The following is an 18,139-nucleotide window of genomic DNA, read 5'->3' on the forward strand; positions in this document are numbered from 1 at the left end:
TACATGAACGATACCCCGGAGCGCGCCCAGCGCGAGTCGATCATCCTGCGGGTGCTGTGGATGCTGGTGTTCCTGGTGGTTTGGCAACTGGCTGAATTGCTGCTGGGCGGCCTGGTGCTGGTGCAACTGGTCTACCGCCTGGTGTATGGCGCCCCCAGCGCCAGCCTGATGAATTTCGGCGACAGCCTCAGCCAGTACCTGGCGCAGATCGGCCGTTTCGGCACTTTCCATACCGACCAGAAACCCTGGCCGTTCGCCGATTGGCCAGCAGCGCGTGCGCCGGAAGGCGAGGCGCCGCACGCCGTAGCCCCGGCCCCGCACCCTGTGCGTGACGAGGAGCCCAAGCTGTGAAACTGTGGGTACTGCGCCACGGTGAGGCCGAACCGCGGGCCAACAGCGATGCCGAACGGCGCCTGACTGCGCATGGTCGCGAGCAGGTGGTGCGCAGCGCTGCCCACCTGCTGGGGCAGCCATTGCAGGCGATCATCGCCAGCCCTTATGTGCGGGCCCAGCAGACTGCGGCGCTGGTGCACGAGACCCTGGGGTTTGCCAAGCCGCTGCGCACCGTGCCCTGGCTCACGCCAGACGGCGATGTGCAGCAGGTCATCGGCGAAATCGAGCGGCTGGGGCTGGAGCATGTGCTGTTGGTCAGCCATCAGCCGCTGGTGGGCAACCTGGTCGGGCTGTTGCAGCATGGCCACCTGCAACAGCCAGCGGCCATGAGCACGGCCAGCCTGGCCCAGCTGGAAGGGGAGTGGCCCCTGGCCGGGCTGATGACCCTGAAGGCGCTCAACGCCCCTGCCTGAGCTTGCGGGGGCCTGGGGCCCCCATACAACGAGATGGCAACTGACATTTTTGCCAGTTGTCCCTCGCGTCGACTGCTTGATAGCGTTGCCCGAAAACCAGCAGTCAGGGAGCGATGCATGAGCGGTGCGATGTGGGAGCTGCTGTGCTCCCTGGACCTGCAACCCACCATAGACCAGGTTGACCAAGGAGTTTCGCTGGACTTCGCCCAGTACAGCCTGCTGCGCGAGGCTGCCGACGCCAAGTTCTACCAGCTGATGCGCAAGGTCGAGGGTTATACGGTGCCGGGGCCGATCGCCCGGCAACAGAGCGAGCACGATCTGCAGACCCTGCAGGATGCCTGCCTGCGGGTCTCTCATCTGCTGCAATCCAGCTGCCTGGCACTGCGCCGCCTGCAACTGGATTACCAGGACCAGCGCCTGGCCCGTGAAGCGCTGCAGAGCCAACTGGCCTACATGCAGGCCTGCCTTCGCCGTTCACTGGAGAGTTTCGACCACGCTTCATGGCCTGATAGCCGCCGCTGATGACCTTTCCGGGCATTGCCGAACCGGCTCGCCATGCCGACAATGGGCCATCATTCCCGTCCGGATCAGGCGCCATGTCGCAACAGATCTTTTTCGCCCATGCCAACGGTTTTCCCTCGGCCACCTACGGCAAGCTGTTCGCCGCGTTGGCGCCGGACTATCAGGTCCGGCATCTGGCTCAGCACGGCCACGACCCGCGCTTTCCGGTGGATGACAATTGGCAGAGCCTGGTCGATGAGTTGCTGCACCACCTGGCGCAGCAGGATCAGCCGGTGTGGGGCGTAGGCCATTCGCTGGGTGGGGTTTTGCACCTGCACGCGGCGTTGCGCTGCCCCGAGTACTACCGTGGGGTGGTCATGCTCGACTCGCCGGTGCTGACCCGTGCAGATCAATGGCTGCTGCGCACCGCCAAGCGCTTCGGCTTCATCGACCGCATCACCCCGGCCGGGCGCACCTTGGGGCGCCGTCATCTTTTCACGGACCGCGACAGTGCCCGTGAGTACTTCGCCGGCAAGTCCCTGTTTCGCCAGTTCGACCCCGACTGCCTGGACGCTTACATAGAGCATGGCCTGCAGGCGATGGAGCAGGGCCTGCAGCTGCGCTTCGACCCGGCCACCGAGATCAGCATCTACCGCAGTATCCCGCACACCAGCCCCGCCCCGGCGCGACAGTTGCGGGTACCGCTGGCCATGGTGCGGGGTGACCGCAGCAAGGTCATCCGGCGCCACCATGCCCTGGCGGTGCGTGGCATGCCGCTAGGGGAGTACCACAGTGTGCCAGGGGGGCACATGTTCCCGTTGGAGCGGCCTGCCGATACCGCCAGCCTGCTCAAGGGCCTGTTCGACCGCTGGGGCCAGGCATGAGCGCGCATGTCGAGGAAGTTCGCCTGAGTTTGGGCCACATCGAACTGGCCGCGCATCTGTTCGGGCCTGTGGACGGCCTGCCGGTGATCGCCCTGCATGGCTGGCTGGACAACGCCAACAGCTTCGCCCGCCTGGCGCCGCTGTTGCGCGGCTTGCGCATCGTTGCCCTGGACCTGGCCGGGCATGGCTATTCGGAGCACCGCCCGCCAGGGGCCAGCTATGCCCTGGCCGACTACGCCCACGATGTACTGCGGGTTGCCGAGCAACTGGGCTGGCAGCGTTTCGCCCTGCTCGGCCATTCGCTCGGCGCCATCATTGCGGTGCAATTGGCCGGTGCGTTGCCGGAGCGGGTCAGCCACCTGGCCTTGATCGACGGCGTTATCCCACCCACCGGCGCCGAGCAGGATGCCGGTGAGCGCCTGGGCATGGCGTTGTTGGCGCAGCTGCGCCTGGATGACAAGCGCAAATCGGTGTACACCACCCTCGAGCAAGGTGTGCAGGCGCGCATGAAGGGCATGGTCGCGGTAAGCCGGGAAGCGGCCGAACTGCTGGCGCAGCGCGGGCTGATGCCGGTGCCCGGGGGCTACAGCTGGCGCAGCGACAGCCGCCTGACCTTGCCTTCTCCGTTGCGCCTGAGCGAAGCCCAGGCCATGGCCTACGTGCGCCGGGTGAATTGCCCGGCGCAACTGGTGATTGCCGCCGACGGGATGCTGGTGCGCCACACCGCATTGCTGGAGCAGCTACCCTTTGAGCAACTGACACTGCCGGGTGGTCACCACCTGCACTTGAACGATGAGCAGGGCGCGGCCCTTGTCGCAGACTGTTTCAATCGCTTCTTTGGCTTTGCTTGACTTGCACCGGACAAGTGTCGAGGCTTGGCGGGTTGAAAGGGAGACAACCATGCAATTGCCAGACAACCTGGAGCTTCACCTCGGCGCACGGCGCCGCCAGGGTCGCCGATGAGCGCGCCCCTGTCCATCCGCACCGTTGCCGCTGCCTGCCTGGCATTTGCCAGCCCCCTGCTATGGGCTGGCAGCCTGCCGGTGCCTGCAGACGCCAAAGTGGTCGACCAGCGCCCGGCCGTGGAGCAGGAGCGCGTCTACCCGCTGGGCCCATTGCGCAAAATCAGCGGCCGCCTGCGGGTTGACGACAAGGTCGAAAGCCGTGGCCAGGTCAGCTCGGTCACCTACGAGCTGCCGGTCGAACGCACCGCCCGCGAAGCCTTTACCAGCGCCCGCGAAGCGCTGCAGCGCGACGGTGGCTACCCGCTGTTCTGGTGCCAGGGCCGCGATTGCGGCGAGGCCAGCCTGTGGGCCAACGAGGTGTTTGCCAATGCCCGCCTCAACGGGGGCGACGAACAACAGGCGTTCATTCTGCTGCGCCGTTCGGCGGAACAGGCCGACACCCTGGTTGCGCTGTACAGCGTCACCCGTGGCAACCGCCGCGCCTATTTGCATGTGGAAGAGTTCGTCGCCGGCAGCCCGTTGGGCGACTTGCTGCCCACGGCGGCCACGGTGCTGCGTGAAATGCGCGATACCGGCAAGCTCGACTACCCGGACCTGGCGGCACCCCAGGCTGCCTGGGCGAACCTGCTGGCACGCAGCCTGAACCTCGATAGCACCTTGCGCGTCAGCCTCAGCGGCGTTCAGGCTGAAGCCTGGCGCGAGGCGCTGATCAAGGCCGGGGTGCGCAACGGGCGCCTTGAAGTGGGCACTGCGCCCACCACTGGCTTGCACCTTGAACTGATTCGTTGAGCGGGTGCTGCGATGGTCAACAATGATCGCCTGCTGGTCCAGATTCTGCTGCTGGCGTTGCTGGGGGCGGGCCTTTGGGTGATGGCGCCGTTCATATCGGCATTGCTGTGGGGGGCTATCCTGGCCTTTGCCAGCTGGCCGTTGATGCGCCTGCTCACGCGGGTATTGGGGGGGCGCGAAACCCTGGCGGCCAGCCTGCTGACCATGGCCTGGATCCTGATCGTGGCGTTACCGCTGGTGTGGCTGGGTTTCAACCTGGCCGACCACATCCGTGATGCCACTGCGTTCGTGCGTGACGTGCAGGTCGACGGCCTGCCAGATGCCCCGGCCTGGCTGGGGGGGCTGCCGTTCGTGGGCGAGCGCCTGGTCAGCTGGTGGCAGTCGCTGGACCAGCAGGGGGCAGCCTTGCTGGCCTCGGTCAAACCGCACCTGGGGCAGGTTGGCAACTGGTTGCTGGCGCGCAGCGCGCAAATCGGCAGCGGCGTGCTGGAACTCACACTCAGCCTGGTGTTCGTGTTCTTTTTCTACCGTGACGGGCCGCGCTTGTCGGCGTTCGTGCTGCGCTTGCTGCACCGCTTGATGGGCGACCGTGCCGCATATTACCTGGAGCTGGTGGCCGCCACCGTCCAGCGGGTGGTCAACGGGGTGATTGGTACCGCAGCGGCCCAAGCGCTGTTGGCGTTGATCGGCTTCCTGATCGCCGGCGTGCCGGGGGCCATTGTGCTCGGCCTGGTGACCTTCATGCTCAGCCTGATTCCCATGGGGCCGCCACTGGCCTGGATTCCGGCCACCGCCTGGCTGGTGTGGAAGGGCGAGTACGGCATGGCGGTGTTCCTCGGTATCTGGGGCACGTTCGTCATCAGTGGCGTGGACAACGTGCTCAAGCCCTACCTGATCAGCCGGGGCGGCAACCTGCCGCTGGTCATCGTATTGCTGGGCGTGTTCGGCGGCCTGCTGGCGTTCGGCTTCATTGGCCTGTTCATCGGGCCTACCTTGCTGGCGGTCGGCTACAGCCTGTTGCTGGACTGGAGCCGTAACGCCGTAGAGCAACCGCCCCAGCACTAGCCTGTACGGGCCCGCTTCGCGCAGGCATGCGCGAAGCGGGCCGCGCCGCCGCCTCGACACCCTGATCTTTACGCATTCTTTATACCCATCACTGCCCCTCCATCTCGTTCCTTTACACCCCTTCCTCGGACAATTCCCCAACGCGGCCCAAGCCGCATCTCGGGGAGAACCACACATGAACATGCTCGACGGGCTGTCACTGCTACTGGCAGTGGCCTTGGCGTTTTATCTGCTGGTGGCGCTTTTGCGCGCCGATCGCGGCTAAGGAGCGGCCATGCACAGTTACGACTACGCCTTGCTCCTGGCATTCTTCGCCCTGGTGCTACTGCCGGCACCCTGGCTAGGGCGTTTCTATTTCAAGGTCATGGAAGGCCAGCGCACCTGGCTGTCACCCGTACTCGGCCCGGTCGAGCAGGCTTGCTACCGGCTGGCTGGGGTAGACGCGCGCCAGGAGCAGAACTGGCGCCAGTACACCCTGGCGTTGCTGAGCTTCAACCTGGCCGGCTTTGTGCTTTTATTCACCGTATTGCTGCTGCAGGGCTACCTGCCCCTCAACCCGCAGCACCTGCCTGGCCAGGAATGGGCGCTGGCATTCAATACCGCCGTCAGCTTCGTCACCAATACCAACTGGCAGGCTTACAGCGGCGAGGCGTCGGTCAGCTACCTGAGCCAGATGCTTGGCCTGACGGTGCAGAACTTCGTCAGCGCCGCCACGGGCTTGGCCGTGCTGGTCGCGCTGTGCCGCGGTATTGCCCGGCGTAGCAGCGCAACGCTGGGCAACTTCTGGGCCGACATGACCCGCGCCACCCTTTACGGTTTGCTGCCGTTGTGCCTGTTGCTGGCGCTGCTGCTGGTATGGCAGGGCGTTCCGCAGACCTTTGCCGACTACGCCCACGCGTTGACCCTGCAAGGTGCCGACCAGACCATCCCGTTGGGCCCGGCCGCCAGCCAGATCGCCATCAAGCAGCTGGGCACCAACGGCGGCGGCTTTTTCGGCGTCAACTCGGCGCACCCGTTCGAGAACCCCACGGCCTGGAGCAACCTGTTCGAGGTGGCATCGATCATCCTCATTCCGGCGGCCCTGGTGTTCACCTTCGGCCACTACGTCAAGGACCTGCGCCAGAGCCGCGCCATCCTTGCCTGCATGCTCGCATTGTTCCTGATTGGCGGCAGCACGGCGCTGTGGGCCGAGCACCAGCCCAACCCGGCGCTTGCAGGCGAACAGGTCCAGCAGAGCGGCCCCATGGAAGGCAAGGAAAGCCGCTTCGGGACTACCGCTTCGGTACTGTGGACCGTGACCACCACTGCCGCATCCAATGGCTCGGTCAATGCCATGCACGACAGCCTCAACCCGCTGACTGGCATGGTGGCGATGGTCAACATGATGGTCGGTGAGGTGATTTTTGGCGGTGTCGGCGCGGGGCTGTACGGCATGTTGCTGTTCGTGTTGATCGCCGTGTTCCTGGCGGGGCTGATGATTGGTCGTACGCCGGAGTACCTGGGCAAGAAGCTGCAGGCCCGTGAGGTGCAGTTGCTGGTGGCCACGCTGCTGGTGATGCCACTGGGTGTGCTGGTGCTTGGTGCCATTGCCGCCAGCCTGCCGGGCCCGGCGGGGGCGGCCAGCAACCCGGGGGCGCATGGTTTCAGCCAACTGCTGTATGCCTACACCTCGGGTGCCGCCAACAACGGCTCGGCGTTCGCCGGGTTCGGTGCCAACACGGTGTACCACAACCTGATGATCGGCCTGGCCATGCTGATCGGCCGCTTCGGCTACATCCTGCCGGTACTGGCCTTGGCCGGCAGCCTGGCGGCCAAGAAGGCCGCGCCCCTTGGGGTCAACAGCTTCCCCACCCACGGCCCGCTGTTCACCGGCCTGCTGCTGGTGACCATCCTGCTGGTCGGTGGCCTGACGTTTCTGCCGACCTTGGCCCTTGGGCCGATCGCCGAACATTTGAGCCTGGGTTTTTGAGGATCGACCATGAATATGCCCATTCCTGAAATGAAAGCCCGGCACAGTGCCAAAGACCAGACCCGTTTTGCGGCGCTGTGGCGCCCAGCGCTGGTACAGGCGTTGGTCAAGCTCGACCCACGCCAGTTGCAGCGCTCGCCGGTCATGCTGGTGGTGGCGGTGACTGCGCTGCTGACCACGGTGCTGTGTTTTGCCCCTGACAGTGGCGTCAGCCGCGGCGTGGCCGTGCAGATTGCCCTGTGGCTGTGGTTCACCGTGTTGTTCGCCAACTTTGCCGAAGCCCTTGCCGAAGGGCGCGGTAAAGCCCGCGCCGACAGCCTCAAGGCCGGCAGCCAAGGCTTGACCGCCCAGCGCCGTCAGCGTGACGGCCACTATGAAACGGTGGCTGCCGGCGCCTTGCGCAAAGACGATGTGGTGCGTGTGGTGGCCGGTGAAATGATCCCCGCCGATGGTGAGGTGCTCGAAGGGATCGCAGCGGTCAACGAGGCAGCGATCACGGGTGAGTCGGCGCCGGTCATTCGTGAATCCGGCGGCGACCGCTCGGCCGTCACCGGTAACACCCGGCTGGTTTCGGACTGGCTGGTGATCCGCATCACCAGCAACCCGGGCGAGTCCACCCTGGACCGCATGATTGCCCTGGTCGAAGGTGCCAAGCGGCAGAAAACCCCCAATGAAGTCGCCCTCGACATCCTGCTGATCGGGCTGACGCTGATCTTCCTGATCGTGGTGGTGACCTTGCAGCCATTCGCCCACTTTGTCGGCGGCAGCTTGCCGCTGATCTTTCTTGCTGCCTTGCTGGTGACGTTGATCCCCACCACCATCGGTGGCCTGTTGTCGGCCATCGGCATTGCCGGTATGGACCGGCTGGTACGGCTTAACGTGATCGCCCGCTCGGGCCGTGCCGTGGAAGCGGCCGGGGACGTGCACACCCTGATGCTCGACAAGACCGGCACCATCACCTTCGGCAACCGCCGTTGCAGCGCGCTGCACGCCGCACCGAGCGTCACCGCGCGGGAACTGGGGGAGGGTGCCCTGCTGGCCTCGCTGGCCGACGACACCGCCGAGGGCAAGTCGATCGTCGAGTACCTGCGTCAGTTGCATGACGTTGTCGAGCCCCCTGCCGGGCACTACGAAGCCGTGGCGTTCAGTGCCGAAACGCGTCTGTCGGGCATCGACTTCCAGCAGCGCCGCTACCGCAAGGGTGCCGTCGATGCGGTGCTGGCATTCGTCGGCATGCAGCGCCTGGACATGCCGCCAGCGCTGGCCCGTGAGGTTGAATGCATCGCCCAGAGCGGTGGCACGCCCTTGCTGGTGTGCCTGGACAAGCGCCTGCTTGGGGTGATCCACCTCAAGGACGTGGTCAAGCCTGGCATCCGCGAACGCTTCGCCGAATTGCGCAAGCTGGGTATCCGCACCGTGATGGTGACCGGCGACAACCCGTTGACGGCTGCTGCCATCGCAGCGGAGGCCGGGGTGGATGATGTGCTGGCCGAGGCCACGCCGGAGAAAAAGCTGGCGCGCATTCGTCAGGAGCAGAACGACGGCCGTCTGGTGGCCATGTGCGGCGACGGTGCCAACGACGCCCCGGCGCTGGCCCAGGCCGACGTGGGCATGGCCATGAATGACGGTACCCAGGCGGCGCGCGAGGCGGCCAACATGGTCGACCTGGACAGCGACCCGACCAAGCTGTTGGACGTGGTGCAGGTCGGCAAGCAGTTGCTGGTGACCCGGGGGGCGCTGACCACCTTTTCCATCGCCAATGACGTGGCCAAGTACTTCGCCATCCTGCCGGCGCTGTTCGCCGCCATCTACCCGCAGTTGGGTGTGCTCAACCTGATGCACCTGGCCAGCCCGCAAAGCGCGATCCTTTCGGCCATCGTGTTCAATGCCCTGATCATCGTCGTGCTGATTCCTTTGGCGCTACGGGGTGTGCGGGTCCAGGCGGCCAGCGCTGCCCACCTGTTGCGGCGCAACCTGTTGATCTACGGGTTGGGCGGCATCGTGGTGCCGTTTGCCGGCATCAAGCTGATCGATCTGTTGCTCAACGCCCTGCACCTGGTCTGAGGAGGCCACCATGAACGCTTATCTACGCCCTGCCTTGAGCTTGGCCTTGACGATGACCTTGATCACTGGGGCGCTTTACCCGCTGGCGGTGACCGGCGTGGCCCAAGTGGCTTTCCCGGTACAGGCCAATGGCAGCCTGGTGCGCGATGACCAGGGCCAGGTGCGGGGTTCGGCCCTGATTGCCCAGAACTTCCAGGGCGATGGCTGGTTCCATTCACGGCCTTCGGCAGGCGCGTATGCCACCGTGGCCAGCAGCGCCAGCAACCTTGCGCCGAGCAACCCGGCGCTGGTGGAGCGGGTCCAGGGTGATGCGGCGCTGCTGTACCAGGCCCAGCAAGGGCCGGTACCGCAGGCGCTGCTGACCACCTCGGGCAGCGGCCTGGACCCGCACCTGCCACCGGCGGCGGTGGCCTACCAGATTCCCCGGGTCGCAGCGGCGCGGCAGTTGCCTGTGGCGCGCTTGCAAGCCTTGCAGGAAGAGGCCACCCTCAGGCCTTTGATCGGCCCGCCGGTGGTCAATGTGCTGGCGTTGAACCGGGCCCTGGAAAAGCTCGCCAGCAAGAGCAAAGGATGAAACATGAGTGATTCCGCGCGTGCAGACGCGTTGTTGGCTACCTTGCCGCGCACCGGCCGTGGCCGGCTGAAGGTGTTCCTCGGTGCTGCGCCGGGGGTGGGCAAGACCTTCGCCATGCTGCAAGCCGCGCATGCCCAGCAACGCCAGGGCGTGCAGGTAGTGGCCGGGGTGGTCGAAACCCACGGCCGTTGCGAAACCGAGGCGCTGCTTGCCGGCTTGCCGCAGCAGCCCATGCTGCGCAGCCAGTACCGGGGGGTCACCCTTGAGGAAATGGACCTCGACGGCCTGCTCGCGTGTGCGCCAGCCTTGGCACTGGTCGATGAGCTGGCGCACACCAATGCCCCCGGCAGCCGCCACGCCAAGCGCTGGCAGGACGTGCAGGAGCTGCTGGCCGCGGGCATCGACGTGTACACCACGGTCAATGTGCAGCACCTGGAAAGCCTCAACGACAAGGTGCGCGACATCACCGGCGTGCACGTGCGCGAAACCTTGCCTGACTGGGTGCTGCAGGAAGCCTTTGAGCTGGTGCTGATCGACCTGCCACCGCGTGAGCTGCTGGAACGCTTGCGTGAAGGCAAGGTGTACGTGCCCGAGCAGGCGCGGGCCGCCATCGATGCGTTTTTCTCGCAAACCAACCTCACCGCACTGCGCGAACTGGCCATGCAGACGGCCGCCGCCCAGGTCGATACCGACCTGGCCCATGGCTACCGCCAGCGCGGGCAGGCAGCCCCCGCGTTGCGCGGCCGGCTGCTGGTCGGTGTGGATGGCGATGATCAGGCCGAGCGCCTGGTGCGTCACGCCAGCCGCGTGGCCCAGCGCCGCCACTTGCCGTGGAGCCTGGTGCACGTGGACAACGGCCGTTTGCGTGACGAGGCAGCCCGCCAGCGCCTGCAGGCGGCCCAGCAGTTGGCCGAGCGCCTGGGAGGCGAAGTGGTGCTGCTGCGCGCCGGTGAAGTGGCGCGCACGCTGATCCAGCATGCGGCCGAGCGGCGCGCCAGCCTGGTACTGGTCGGCCAGTCGCGCGACCGTGTGCACCGGCGCTGGTTCGGTGCAGGGGTGGCTGCCCGGCTGTTGCGTGAAAGCCATGGGCTGGAAATCAACGTGCTGGACCGCGATGTACAGCCCTCGGCGCCGCGTTCGGCGGTGCGCCGGGTGTGGGTCTGGCGGCACTACCTGTTGGCGTTGCTGGCCACCGGGATGGCCGCAGGCCTGGCTTGGGCGGTGTCGAGCGTGCTGGCACTGCCGAACATCTCGCTGGTGTTTCTGGCCGCGGTGCTGCTGGTGGCGGTACGCAGCAGCCTGGGGCCGGCCCTGGCCTGCGCGGCACTGTCGTTCCTGGCGTATGACTTTCTGTTCATTCCGCCCAATTTCTCGTTCAGCATCCAGCGCGAAGAAGATGTGCTGACGCTGGTGTTCTTCCTGCTGATGGCCGCCCTTACCGGCAACCTGGCCGCCCGCCAGCGCCGCCAGCTGCAGGCGCTGCGCGAAACCCAGGCGCAGACCAGCCAACTGCTCGACCTGTCGCGCAGGCTGACAGTGGCCACTGACCGCCAGGCCGTGTTCAACGCCGCCGGGCAGCACCTGGGCGGCTGGCGCGACCTGCAAGTGTGCCTGCTGCAGCGCACTGCCGATGGCCAGCTGCAGGTGGCCAGCGGCGAGCAGCAGGGCTTCAGCGCCACCGAGCGGGCCGCCGCCGATTGGGCCTGGCAACACGGGCAGGCCGCCGGGCACGGCAGCGACACCCTGCCGGAGGGGCGCTGGTGGTGGTGGCCACTGGCGGTGGATGAGCAACCGCTGGCGCTGTTGGGCGTGCGCCCACGTTCAGGCCAGCCGCTGAGCGACCCGCGTCGGCGCCTGCTGATCGCCCTTGGCCAGCCGCTGGCCCAGGCCCTGGCCCGGGCCCGCCTTGCCGAACAACTGGAAGCCGCGCGCTTGCATGGCGAGACCGAGCAGCTGCGCAGTGCCTTGCTGGCTTCGGTGTCCCACGACCTGCGCACCCCATTGACGGCCATGCGCGGCAGCATCGACAGCTTGCTGGCGCTGGGCGAAGCGATTCCGCTCGACGACCGCCGCGAGCTGTTGGAGGGCACCCGCGACGAGGCCGAGCGCCTGGACCGCTACATCCAGAACCTGTTGGACATGACACGCCTGGGGCACGGTGGCCTCAAGCTGGCCCGCGACTGGGTGGCGCCAGCCGATATCGTTGGCAGTGCGCTCAACCGCCTGCGCGTGGTGTTGGCGCCGCTTCGCGTGCACACCGACGTGCCCGGTGATCTGCCGCTGCTGTTCGTGCATGCGGCATTGATCGAGCAGGCATTGGTCAATGTGCTGGAGAACGCTGCGCGCTTCTCGCCGGCCAATGGTCGGCTGGAACTGCGGGTGGCGGTGCAGGACGAGCGGCTGTGCCTGACCGTGAGCGACCAAGGGCCGGGCATTCCCGTGGGCGATCGCGAAAAGATCTTCGACATGTTCTACACCGCCGCCCGTGGCGATCGCGGCGGGCAGGGTACCGGCCTGGGCCTGGCCATCTGCCAGGGCATGATCGGTGCCCATGGCGGGCAGATCCTGGTGGGCGAAGGCATTGATGGCCAGGGCACCGGCATCACTTTATGCTTGCCGCTGCCCCCGCAACCTGCAGCCGAAAGTGAAAGCCCATGAGCCAGCCCGCCACCCTGTTGGTTATCGACGATGAACCGCAGATCCGCAAATTCCTGCGTATCAGCCTGGCCTCGCAAGGTTACAAGGTGCTTGAGGCCGCTACCGGCGCCGAAGGCTTGGCCCAGGCGGCCCTGGGTAAGCCGGATTTGGTCGTGCTGGATTTGGGCCTGCCTGACATGGACGGCCAGCAGGTGTTGCGGGAGCTGCGGGAATGGAGCTCGGTCCCGGTGTTGGTGCTGTCAGTGCGTGCCAGTGAGCTGCAGAAGGTCGATGCGCTGGATAGTGGGGCCAACGACTATGTGACCAAGCCGTTCGGTATCCAGGAATTTCTCGCCCGGGTCCGTGCATTGCTGCGCCAGGTGCCGCAAGCCGGGGGCTCGGAAGTGGCGGCCAGCTTCGGGCCGTTGACGGTGGACTTCGCCTTTCGCCGGGTAACCCTGGAGGGCGTGGAAGTGGCGCTGACACGCAAGGAGTATGCGCTGCTGGCGTTACTGGCCGGGCACCCGGGGCGAGTGATGACCCAGCAGCAGTTGCTCAAGGATATCTGGGGGCCCAGCCATGTGGAGGATACCCATTACCTGCGCATCGTGGTCGGGCACCTGCGCCAGAAGCTAGGCGATGACCCTACGGCGCCACGCTTCATCATCACCGAGGCGGGGGTGGGGTATAGGCTGGTGGCGCCTGTTGCCTAGCGGAAAGTCGCGCTCGTTGCGGCGGGATCACGCAGCGCCGACCGCGCGGCTGCCTGGGGTGGAACAGGTTCTTCGCCCGGTGAATTGAGCATCGGGTGACTTCAAGGTGCGGTTCTTGACTCCAGATCCATTTCGGCCGGCCACTCCACTTTAGGGGCCAGGCGCAAGGCGAACTCACACCAGAGTACGTCGTTGTGATCCTTGGGCTCCCCAGGTGGGGGCAAGGCGCTGGGGCCTTGCTGCATGTAAGTGCAGATGTAAGCCCAGGCATGCTGGTCCGCCCCCATGGTACTCAGGGGAAACCGGTCGATGACGTTGTTCGTTCCGGGTGCGACGATGGACAGCACCACCCCACATTTGAAACTGGGCGCACCGCTTCCCGGCAGGCCACGCTGAAACCAGCGCTCGGCGCGCACTTGCGACCAGTCGTAGCAGACTGGCTCGACTCTCCAGGTTCCGAAAGGCTTCCACCAACAGTATTTGAAGTTGTAGGCATAGATTTTTTTTCGTTTCCGGTTGAAACGAATGGGTTCGTCGCGGGGGAGAGATAGACTGATTCGAATGAAAAAAACGGATCCCCATACTCCGCTGACTAATGAAAAAATGCTAATGATTAGGAACTCAAAGTCAAATTGTTCGAGAGTTTTTATTGTCTCAATGGGTAAGTAGGCAGTGAAAAAAATAACGGGCAGTGAAATTATGGCCATTAATTCCCTGGCTCCGCTTATAGCTCTAGCTATTTCAAGGTAGATTGAATCTTGGTGGTTTGGGGGTTGGTAACCTAAGCCAGGTATACTTGTGCAGGGAGCATCGGGTAGGGGAAGGTCTTCCTTCCAACCAGCACAAGGAGGATTCAGTAGCGGCCGGGGCATTAGAAGATACTCCAGGTGGAATTAATTTTATTCTCGATTGTTATCACTTTTGCATGGTTCGATTTATCGTGTCTGTTGGGCCAATAGGCAAGAGTCAACTCTATCCCCTCTATATTATGATTGTCCGAAAGGGGAAGTGAGCCAGTGATGCGAATGGTTCTGTCGAGGGCTTTGAAGATAAAGTGTTTATCGAGACTCGCAGGCTCAGCGAGGACACCTTCTGAAGCTCTTGAGTTGTATTCGATTCTCCCGGTATCAGAGTTATAAGCGGCGATGCAACATGGTTGACCAACGCGTGATGGGATTATTACAAGATGCCATTCGTACTGCGTCAATTCGGAGGTCGGGTTCGGCAGACTGAGATTTACGTCTAGATAGAAGCCCGCCGCAACAGCGTTTCCGTCATTAAGCATCCCTCCTGCTGAATATGGCGTATTTGCGGTGTGGGAGGAATGAAATCTCGTTTCGATCGACACGTAAGCGTGTAGACCAATGACTGCTGCATTGAATGCGCTAACAGCGTTGTCGAGGTCTTTGTCTTCGATCCAGCGTCGATGGCCCTCTGGCTTTCCCCATTTACTGTGTCGTGTCCACAGCTCTAACAATGAAGACTCATGGTCTTTGGCGTTTATCGCCAGTGCGTAGGCCGCCAGTCCAAGTAAAACAACAGTGCCTAGCGCGATGAGAAGAGAGGTCGTCAATACGGCGTTAACAATGCCAGCGCCAGCAGAGAGTACTGATGCTGCGGCTGCGTGCTTGTATGAGAGGCTCGCTAACTCATCACCCTCACGGCCAGTTCGAAGGCCGGCATTCCAGTACTGCACGGCATCCATAACACCAGCCATCGCCGCGATGCCACCGCCGTACCGCGCAATACTGATGCCCAAACCCGCCGTTAGTATCTGCCCAGGGCGCTGTGTACGTGCGAATACCTGCGCAACAACCAGTCCTGCGGCCTCAACACTGGCACCCAGCACCCCCAGCGATGAAGACCAGACCGCCGCCTGCGCCTCGGGGTTGTGCTGATGTGTTTGCTGTAACGCCCGGTAATTTCTGCGCAGGCTGTCCTGCTGAAACCACAGCCCGCCCAGCGCAAGCAGCAGGCCGACGCTGCCCGTACCGGTCGCCGCATCCCGCAGGCTACGCATTGCATCGCTGGCCACGCTTTGCGCCGCCATCGAACTGATCTGCAGCCCGGCAGACACCTGTGCCTTTACCGAGGCTGCACCGATCGCCACATTGCGCACCAGCGCGCCGAAACCTTCGGCCGTCGACGACTTCAGCTGGACCAACCGTGCCTGTAATTGCTCGGCGCTCTCGAAGGTCCACAGCACCACGTCGATCATCTGGTTGCGGTTACCGACCGCGGCGATATGGATTGCGCCGCTCAGCACCATGGCGCGGACCTTGCGCCCCACGGGGTCGCGGAACTGCTGGTCGACTTGCTGCAAAAATGCATCGGTGCGGATTTGCAGGGCCTCGTCGAGCACGCTCAGATACTCGCCGGCGGTCAATGAAACCCGCAGCGGGGTTACGTGCTGCCCGGCATACAGCGCGAAAGCCGCACGGTGCACATGGCCGACCAGGGTGCGGCTGCGTTCGCTGAGGTGCTGGGCGAGCGTATTCCCTGCGCTGGTGGTCGCGGCCAGCAGTTGACCGATGGCATCCTGCAGCGGCTTGACCATCAGCAACTGGCCCTCGGGGGTGCCAGCGATGGCTTTGATGATGTCGTAGACCTTGCCGAAGTCGTCGCCTGCCAAGCCGCCGATCACGTGCTGCAGCAGCGTCTGGTTCCTGGCCATCAGCGCCTGGTACAACAAGCTGTGCTCGTCTTCCAGCAGGTGCTGCCAGACGAGCTGCGTCATACCCAGCGGCTGACCTTCCTCGGGCATCAGTTCGCTAGGGCCACCGGCCAGGCAGTCGGCCATCATCTGGATGAAGTACTCGACCGAGACCGGGTCGGCAGCGTCGTAGTCGAAGCGACCGATCTGGTGGAACGCCGGCTGAGCGAAGTGCAGCGCGTACAGCTGGGCAACCTGGTCGATCATCGACTGCCAGTGGTGCAGTTCACGGTCGTAGCCAGCCTGGAACGCCGCGCGGGCGCTTTCGTCATAGCGCGCTTGCAAGCGGTCCCGGGCTTGCTCCTGGTTGCGGGCGGTGTTGCGGCGTGTCTGCCTTGCGATATCCACTGGCGGCAGGTGCGCCTTGATGCCGACGGGGCTGTTGTTCCACTGTTCGACCTGGCGTGCCTCACGCTCAGCTGCCTCGGCGCCCTGTGCGGCGGCCGTGGCCGCGTGCAGTTGCTGGATGCCCAGCAACGCCTGGGAGGTGAAGTACTCGAAGTGCCGCTGCGGCTGCGCGCGCCACGCCTGCATGGCCTGGACCCAACCTGTGCGCTGGGCGTTCAGTTCCACCACCATGCCGACGGGGTCGGGCAAGGTCAGTGCCAGCACACCGTTTGGCAGTTGTTCCCGGGCAATGACGGTACGCAGATAGTTGTGGGTTTCGGACCACCGACCCAAACGGCTGTAGAAGCCGTGAGCACTCGTGAACCGGGCCGATGAAAAGGTGGAGAACTCGAGCACGCCCTCCATGCCGAAGCGGAAACTGTCGGTCATGGCGATGCCGAGGCTGGCGGGGTCATTGCGTGCGCGGTGCAGGTCGACTTCGACGAAGCGGGCGAGGGTGGCTGGGTCTGACTGGGCGATGCCTTTGCGGTAGCGGTCGAGCACGGTGCGCGGCCAGGGATCGTTGGCGAAGGCAACCCATGCGGTGCGGTACAGCGACGTGTCGAGGTTGATGAACGAGGCGATGACGTCATGGCCTGCGGTGGCACACCATTTGGGCAATGGCCTGGGCGGCCCCAGCGGCATCTGCGATACCGGAAACCGCTGCAAGGTGGCATCGGCCGCCACTGCGTAGGCCTGCCAGGTGGCCTGGTCGAGCAGCACGTAGACGTAACCCTGGCGCAACAGGCGGAGCTGGTCGGTATGCATCGGGTGGTAGGTGATTTCGCTATCACTGGCCCAGCGAAACAGGTGCCCGGCATCGGGGCGCGGGGCATAGGCCTCGCGCAGCAGCAGGATGGGCAGGCCAATACGCCCGCAGGCGTTGCAGCCACCGTGGCTGTTGGGGATTTCTTCCTGCATGGCGGCATGGATGTTTGCACTGATGCTCATGAGTAGCCTCTTGCTGGCGGCAGGTCGGCGACGATGCGTGCCCAGGTACTGTCGCCGTAGCGGGCGAAGCAGGCTGCCAGGCGCTGCTGGCCAGCCACTGCCTGTGCCACGTCGCGCTGGATGGTCGGGTGCTGCAGCAGCAAGGGGTGGATCATGAGCAGGTGCAGGCACATGCACTGGATATCGGCACGGTCGCGCAGGCCCTGCCTGAAGGCCCTGATCATCAGGTTCATGACATGGACGGGGGCGTTGGCCGGCAAGCCGGATGAGCCTGGGCATTGGCCACGGGGGGCGCCAGTTTGCGTGGTCGCCAGGCGATGCCAGGCACTGAGCAGTTGAATGATCTGGGGCGCGACGTTCTGGGTTGCGCGGACTTCACGGGTGATGCGCAGCTCGCCAGCCGGCGATGGCCGTTCGAGCACCGTGCAACTGCCGCAACCATCGGGATGCAGCCAGCTGCGAATTGGCCCGAGTACTGCGCCAGCATTGTTCAGGGTGACGCGCAGCAACGCCAGCCTCACGGGTTCGTACCAGGCCGTGATGCCATGCGGGGCGGGCTGATGCAGCACATGGCACTGCTGGCTGATGTGCCGGGCAATGGCTTCGGCGGGTTGATCGCTGAGCAACCAGGCACACACATAGTGCCAGGTGGCCGTAGCCTCTCGGGCGGCGTAGGTTGCGCTCAATGCGGCCAGAGCGCCGCATGCCTGGCCGGGGCGGGCCAGGCGCACCAGCGCAGGCCAGCGTTCAGGGGCCTGCACCAGGCCGCTGCTGTCGATGCGCGTTACGGCGTCACTGCCCAGCGCCTCGGCCAGCATGGTGATGTCCAGCGGGTGCCCGCTCGGGCAGCCAGCGAAGGGGGCCAGCAGCAGGTAAAAGGCTTCATCGCGGTGGCGGTGGCGGTGCGCGAAGTCATCCACCGACTGCTGGTAGCCGCGTGCGGCTTGGCTCGACATGAGAAGTTCCTTTTCTTCCGGATGGCGAGCGCGAATCTAGCGAGGAATCGCTTCAGTGGGCAGTTACTGGAGTCTTAGCGGGCTGTAGGAATTTTCTTTTTTTGAATCTGCCCGCACCGTACCGCCGGCACCTATTGGCTTAGCCGGGCGCTGGGCAATCACCGT

Annotated in this window: 16 protein-coding genes; 13 read left to right on the forward strand and 3 right to left on the reverse strand. The window is 64.7% G+C overall.

Going from position 1 to position 18,139, the window contains the following annotated elements:
* Positions 1-3: 3 nt before the first annotated feature.
* The 13 genes from GEV39_RS08600 to GEV39_RS08660 all read left to right on the forward strand — a co-directional run bounded on the left by GEV39_RS08600 (position 4) and on the right by GEV39_RS08660 (position 12,967).
* The gene (locus GEV39_RS08600) at positions 4-351 is read left to right on the forward strand and encodes a DUF4389 domain-containing protein (RefSeq protein ID WP_029887739.1); all 348 of its coding nucleotides are present in this window, start codon (positions 4-6) and stop codon (positions 349-351) included.
* Positions 348-806 carry a phosphohistidine phosphatase SixA gene (gene sixA, locus GEV39_RS08605; protein WP_173888289.1) on the forward strand — a complete coding sequence of 153 codons (459 nt, stop codon included), beginning with the start codon at positions 348-350 and terminating at the stop codon, positions 804-806. Before GEV39_RS08600 ends, sixA begins: the two co-directional genes overlap by 4 nt.
* Before the next feature lie 129 nt (positions 807-935).
* Positions 936-1,328 carry a hypothetical protein gene (locus GEV39_RS08610; protein WP_173891672.1) on the forward strand — a complete coding sequence of 131 codons (393 nt, stop codon included), beginning with the start codon at positions 936-938 and terminating at the stop codon, positions 1,326-1,328.
* 74 nt (positions 1,329-1,402) lie between these two features.
* On the forward strand, positions 1,403-2,191 hold the full coding sequence (locus GEV39_RS08615) for an alpha/beta fold hydrolase (protein WP_173888291.1): 789 nt from the start codon (positions 1,403-1,405) through the stop codon (positions 2,189-2,191).
* Positions 2,188-3,042, forward strand: coding sequence for an alpha/beta hydrolase (locus GEV39_RS08620; RefSeq protein ID WP_173888293.1), 855 nt, complete (start codon positions 2,188-2,190; stop codon positions 3,040-3,042). The genes GEV39_RS08615 and GEV39_RS08620 overlap by 4 nt, the downstream gene beginning before the upstream one ends.
* Positions 3,043-3,150: 108 nt before the next feature.
* Positions 3,151-3,945 (forward strand): DUF4892 domain-containing protein, encoded by a 795-nt coding sequence (locus GEV39_RS08625; protein WP_173888295.1) that lies wholly within the window; start codon positions 3,151-3,153, stop codon positions 3,943-3,945.
* Between the two features lie 12 nt (positions 3,946-3,957).
* Complete coding sequence (locus GEV39_RS08630) at positions 3,958-5,010, forward strand: AI-2E family transporter (protein WP_047149931.1); 1,053 nt, start codon at positions 3,958-3,960, stop codon at positions 5,008-5,010.
* Between the two features lie 175 nt (positions 5,011-5,185).
* Positions 5,186-5,275: a K(+)-transporting ATPase subunit F gene (gene kdpF, locus GEV39_RS08635; RefSeq protein ID WP_033690477.1), complete on the forward strand. Its 90-nt coding sequence runs from the start codon at positions 5,186-5,188 to the stop codon at positions 5,273-5,275.
* A gap of 9 nt (positions 5,276-5,284) precedes the next feature.
* Entirely contained in the window at positions 5,285-6,979 is a 1,695-nt protein-coding gene (kdpA, locus tag GEV39_RS08640) for a potassium-transporting ATPase subunit KdpA (protein ID WP_173888297.1), read from the forward strand.
* Between the two features lie 9 nt (positions 6,980-6,988).
* On the forward strand, positions 6,989-9,043 hold the full coding sequence (gene kdpB / locus GEV39_RS08645) for a potassium-transporting ATPase subunit KdpB (protein ID WP_173888299.1): 2,055 nt from the start codon (positions 6,989-6,991) through the stop codon (positions 9,041-9,043).
* A gap of 10 nt (positions 9,044-9,053) precedes the next feature.
* Entirely contained in the window at positions 9,054-9,617 is a 564-nt protein-coding gene (kdpC, locus tag GEV39_RS08650; RefSeq protein ID WP_173888301.1) for a potassium-transporting ATPase subunit KdpC, read from the forward strand.
* A gap of 3 nt (positions 9,618-9,620) precedes the next feature.
* Entirely contained in the window at positions 9,621-12,275 is a 2,655-nt protein-coding gene (locus GEV39_RS08655) for a DUF4118 domain-containing protein (protein ID WP_173888303.1), read from the forward strand.
* A complete protein-coding gene (locus GEV39_RS08660) occupies positions 12,272-12,967 on the forward strand; it encodes a response regulator (protein WP_173888305.1) in 696 nt (231 codons plus the stop codon). Before GEV39_RS08655 ends, GEV39_RS08660 begins: the two co-directional genes overlap by 4 nt.
* A 101-nt stretch (positions 12,968-13,068) precedes the next feature.
* On the opposite strand, the gene GEV39_RS08665 is transcribed toward GEV39_RS08660, so the two are convergent.
* From GEV39_RS08665 to GEV39_RS08675, 3 genes are all read right to left on the reverse strand, one after another.
* The gene (locus GEV39_RS08665) at positions 13,069-13,674 is read right to left on the reverse strand and encodes a DUF6708 domain-containing protein (protein WP_249414331.1); all 606 of its coding nucleotides are present in this window, start codon (positions 13,672-13,674) and stop codon (positions 13,069-13,071) included.
* A gap of 164 nt (positions 13,675-13,838) precedes the next feature.
* On the reverse strand, positions 13,839-17,018 hold the full coding sequence (locus GEV39_RS08670; protein WP_173888307.1) for a T6SS effector BTH_I2691 family protein: 3,180 nt from the start codon (positions 17,016-17,018) through the stop codon (positions 13,839-13,841).
* Positions 17,015-17,974: a hypothetical protein gene (locus GEV39_RS08675; protein WP_173888309.1), complete on the reverse strand. Its 960-nt coding sequence runs from the start codon at positions 17,972-17,974 to the stop codon at positions 17,015-17,017. The genes GEV39_RS08670 and GEV39_RS08675 overlap by 4 nt, the downstream gene beginning before the upstream one ends.
* Between the last annotated feature and the right edge of the window lie 165 nt (positions 17,975-18,139).

The sequence above is a fragment of the Pseudomonas sp. NY5710 genome (assembly GCF_013305665.1).
Taxonomy (GTDB): domain Bacteria; phylum Pseudomonadota; class Gammaproteobacteria; order Pseudomonadales; family Pseudomonadaceae; genus Aquipseudomonas; species Aquipseudomonas juntendi.

What these genes read in the sequence shown, in the direction of transcription:
- GEV39_RS08600 (WP_029887739.1), top strand. Translation starts at nt 4, where the DNA reads ATGAACGATACCCCGGAGCGCGCCCAGCGCGAGTCGATCATCCTGCGG.
- GEV39_RS08610 (WP_173891672.1), top strand. Translation starts at nt 936, where the DNA reads ATGTGGGAGCTGCTGTGCTCCCTGGACCTGCAACCCACCATAGACCAG.
- GEV39_RS08615 (WP_173888291.1), top strand. Translation starts at nt 1,403, where the DNA reads ATGTCGCAACAGATCTTTTTCGCCCATGCCAACGGTTTTCCCTCGGCC.
- GEV39_RS08620 (WP_173888293.1), top strand. Translation starts at nt 2,188, where the DNA reads ATGAGCGCGCATGTCGAGGAAGTTCGCCTGAGTTTGGGCCACATCGAA.
- GEV39_RS08625 (WP_173888295.1), top strand. Translation starts at nt 3,151, where the DNA reads ATGAGCGCGCCCCTGTCCATCCGCACCGTTGCCGCTGCCTGCCTGGCA.
- GEV39_RS08630 (WP_047149931.1), top strand. Translation starts at nt 3,958, where the DNA reads ATGGTCAACAATGATCGCCTGCTGGTCCAGATTCTGCTGCTGGCGTTG.
- kdpF (WP_033690477.1), top strand. Translation starts at nt 5,186, where the DNA reads ATGAACATGCTCGACGGGCTGTCACTGCTACTGGCAGTGGCCTTGGCG.
- kdpA (WP_173888297.1), top strand. Translation starts at nt 5,285, where the DNA reads ATGCACAGTTACGACTACGCCTTGCTCCTGGCATTCTTCGCCCTGGTG.
- kdpB (WP_173888299.1), top strand. Translation starts at nt 6,989, where the DNA reads ATGAATATGCCCATTCCTGAAATGAAAGCCCGGCACAGTGCCAAAGAC.
- kdpC (WP_173888301.1), top strand. Translation starts at nt 9,054, where the DNA reads ATGAACGCTTATCTACGCCCTGCCTTGAGCTTGGCCTTGACGATGACC.
- GEV39_RS08655 (WP_173888303.1), top strand. Translation starts at nt 9,621, where the DNA reads ATGAGTGATTCCGCGCGTGCAGACGCGTTGTTGGCTACCTTGCCGCGC.
- GEV39_RS08660 (WP_173888305.1), top strand. Translation starts at nt 12,272, where the DNA reads ATGAGCCAGCCCGCCACCCTGTTGGTTATCGACGATGAACCGCAGATC.
- GEV39_RS08665 (WP_249414331.1), bottom strand. Translation starts at nt 13,674, where the DNA reads ATGGCCATAATTTCACTGCCCGTTATTTTTTTCACTGCCTACTTACCC.
- GEV39_RS08670 (WP_173888307.1), bottom strand. Translation starts at nt 17,018, where the DNA reads ATGAGCATCAGTGCAAACATCCATGCCGCCATGCAGGAAGAAATCCCC.
- GEV39_RS08675 (WP_173888309.1), bottom strand. Translation starts at nt 17,974, where the DNA reads ATGTCGAGCCAAGCCGCACGCGGCTACCAGCAGTCGGTGGATGACTTC.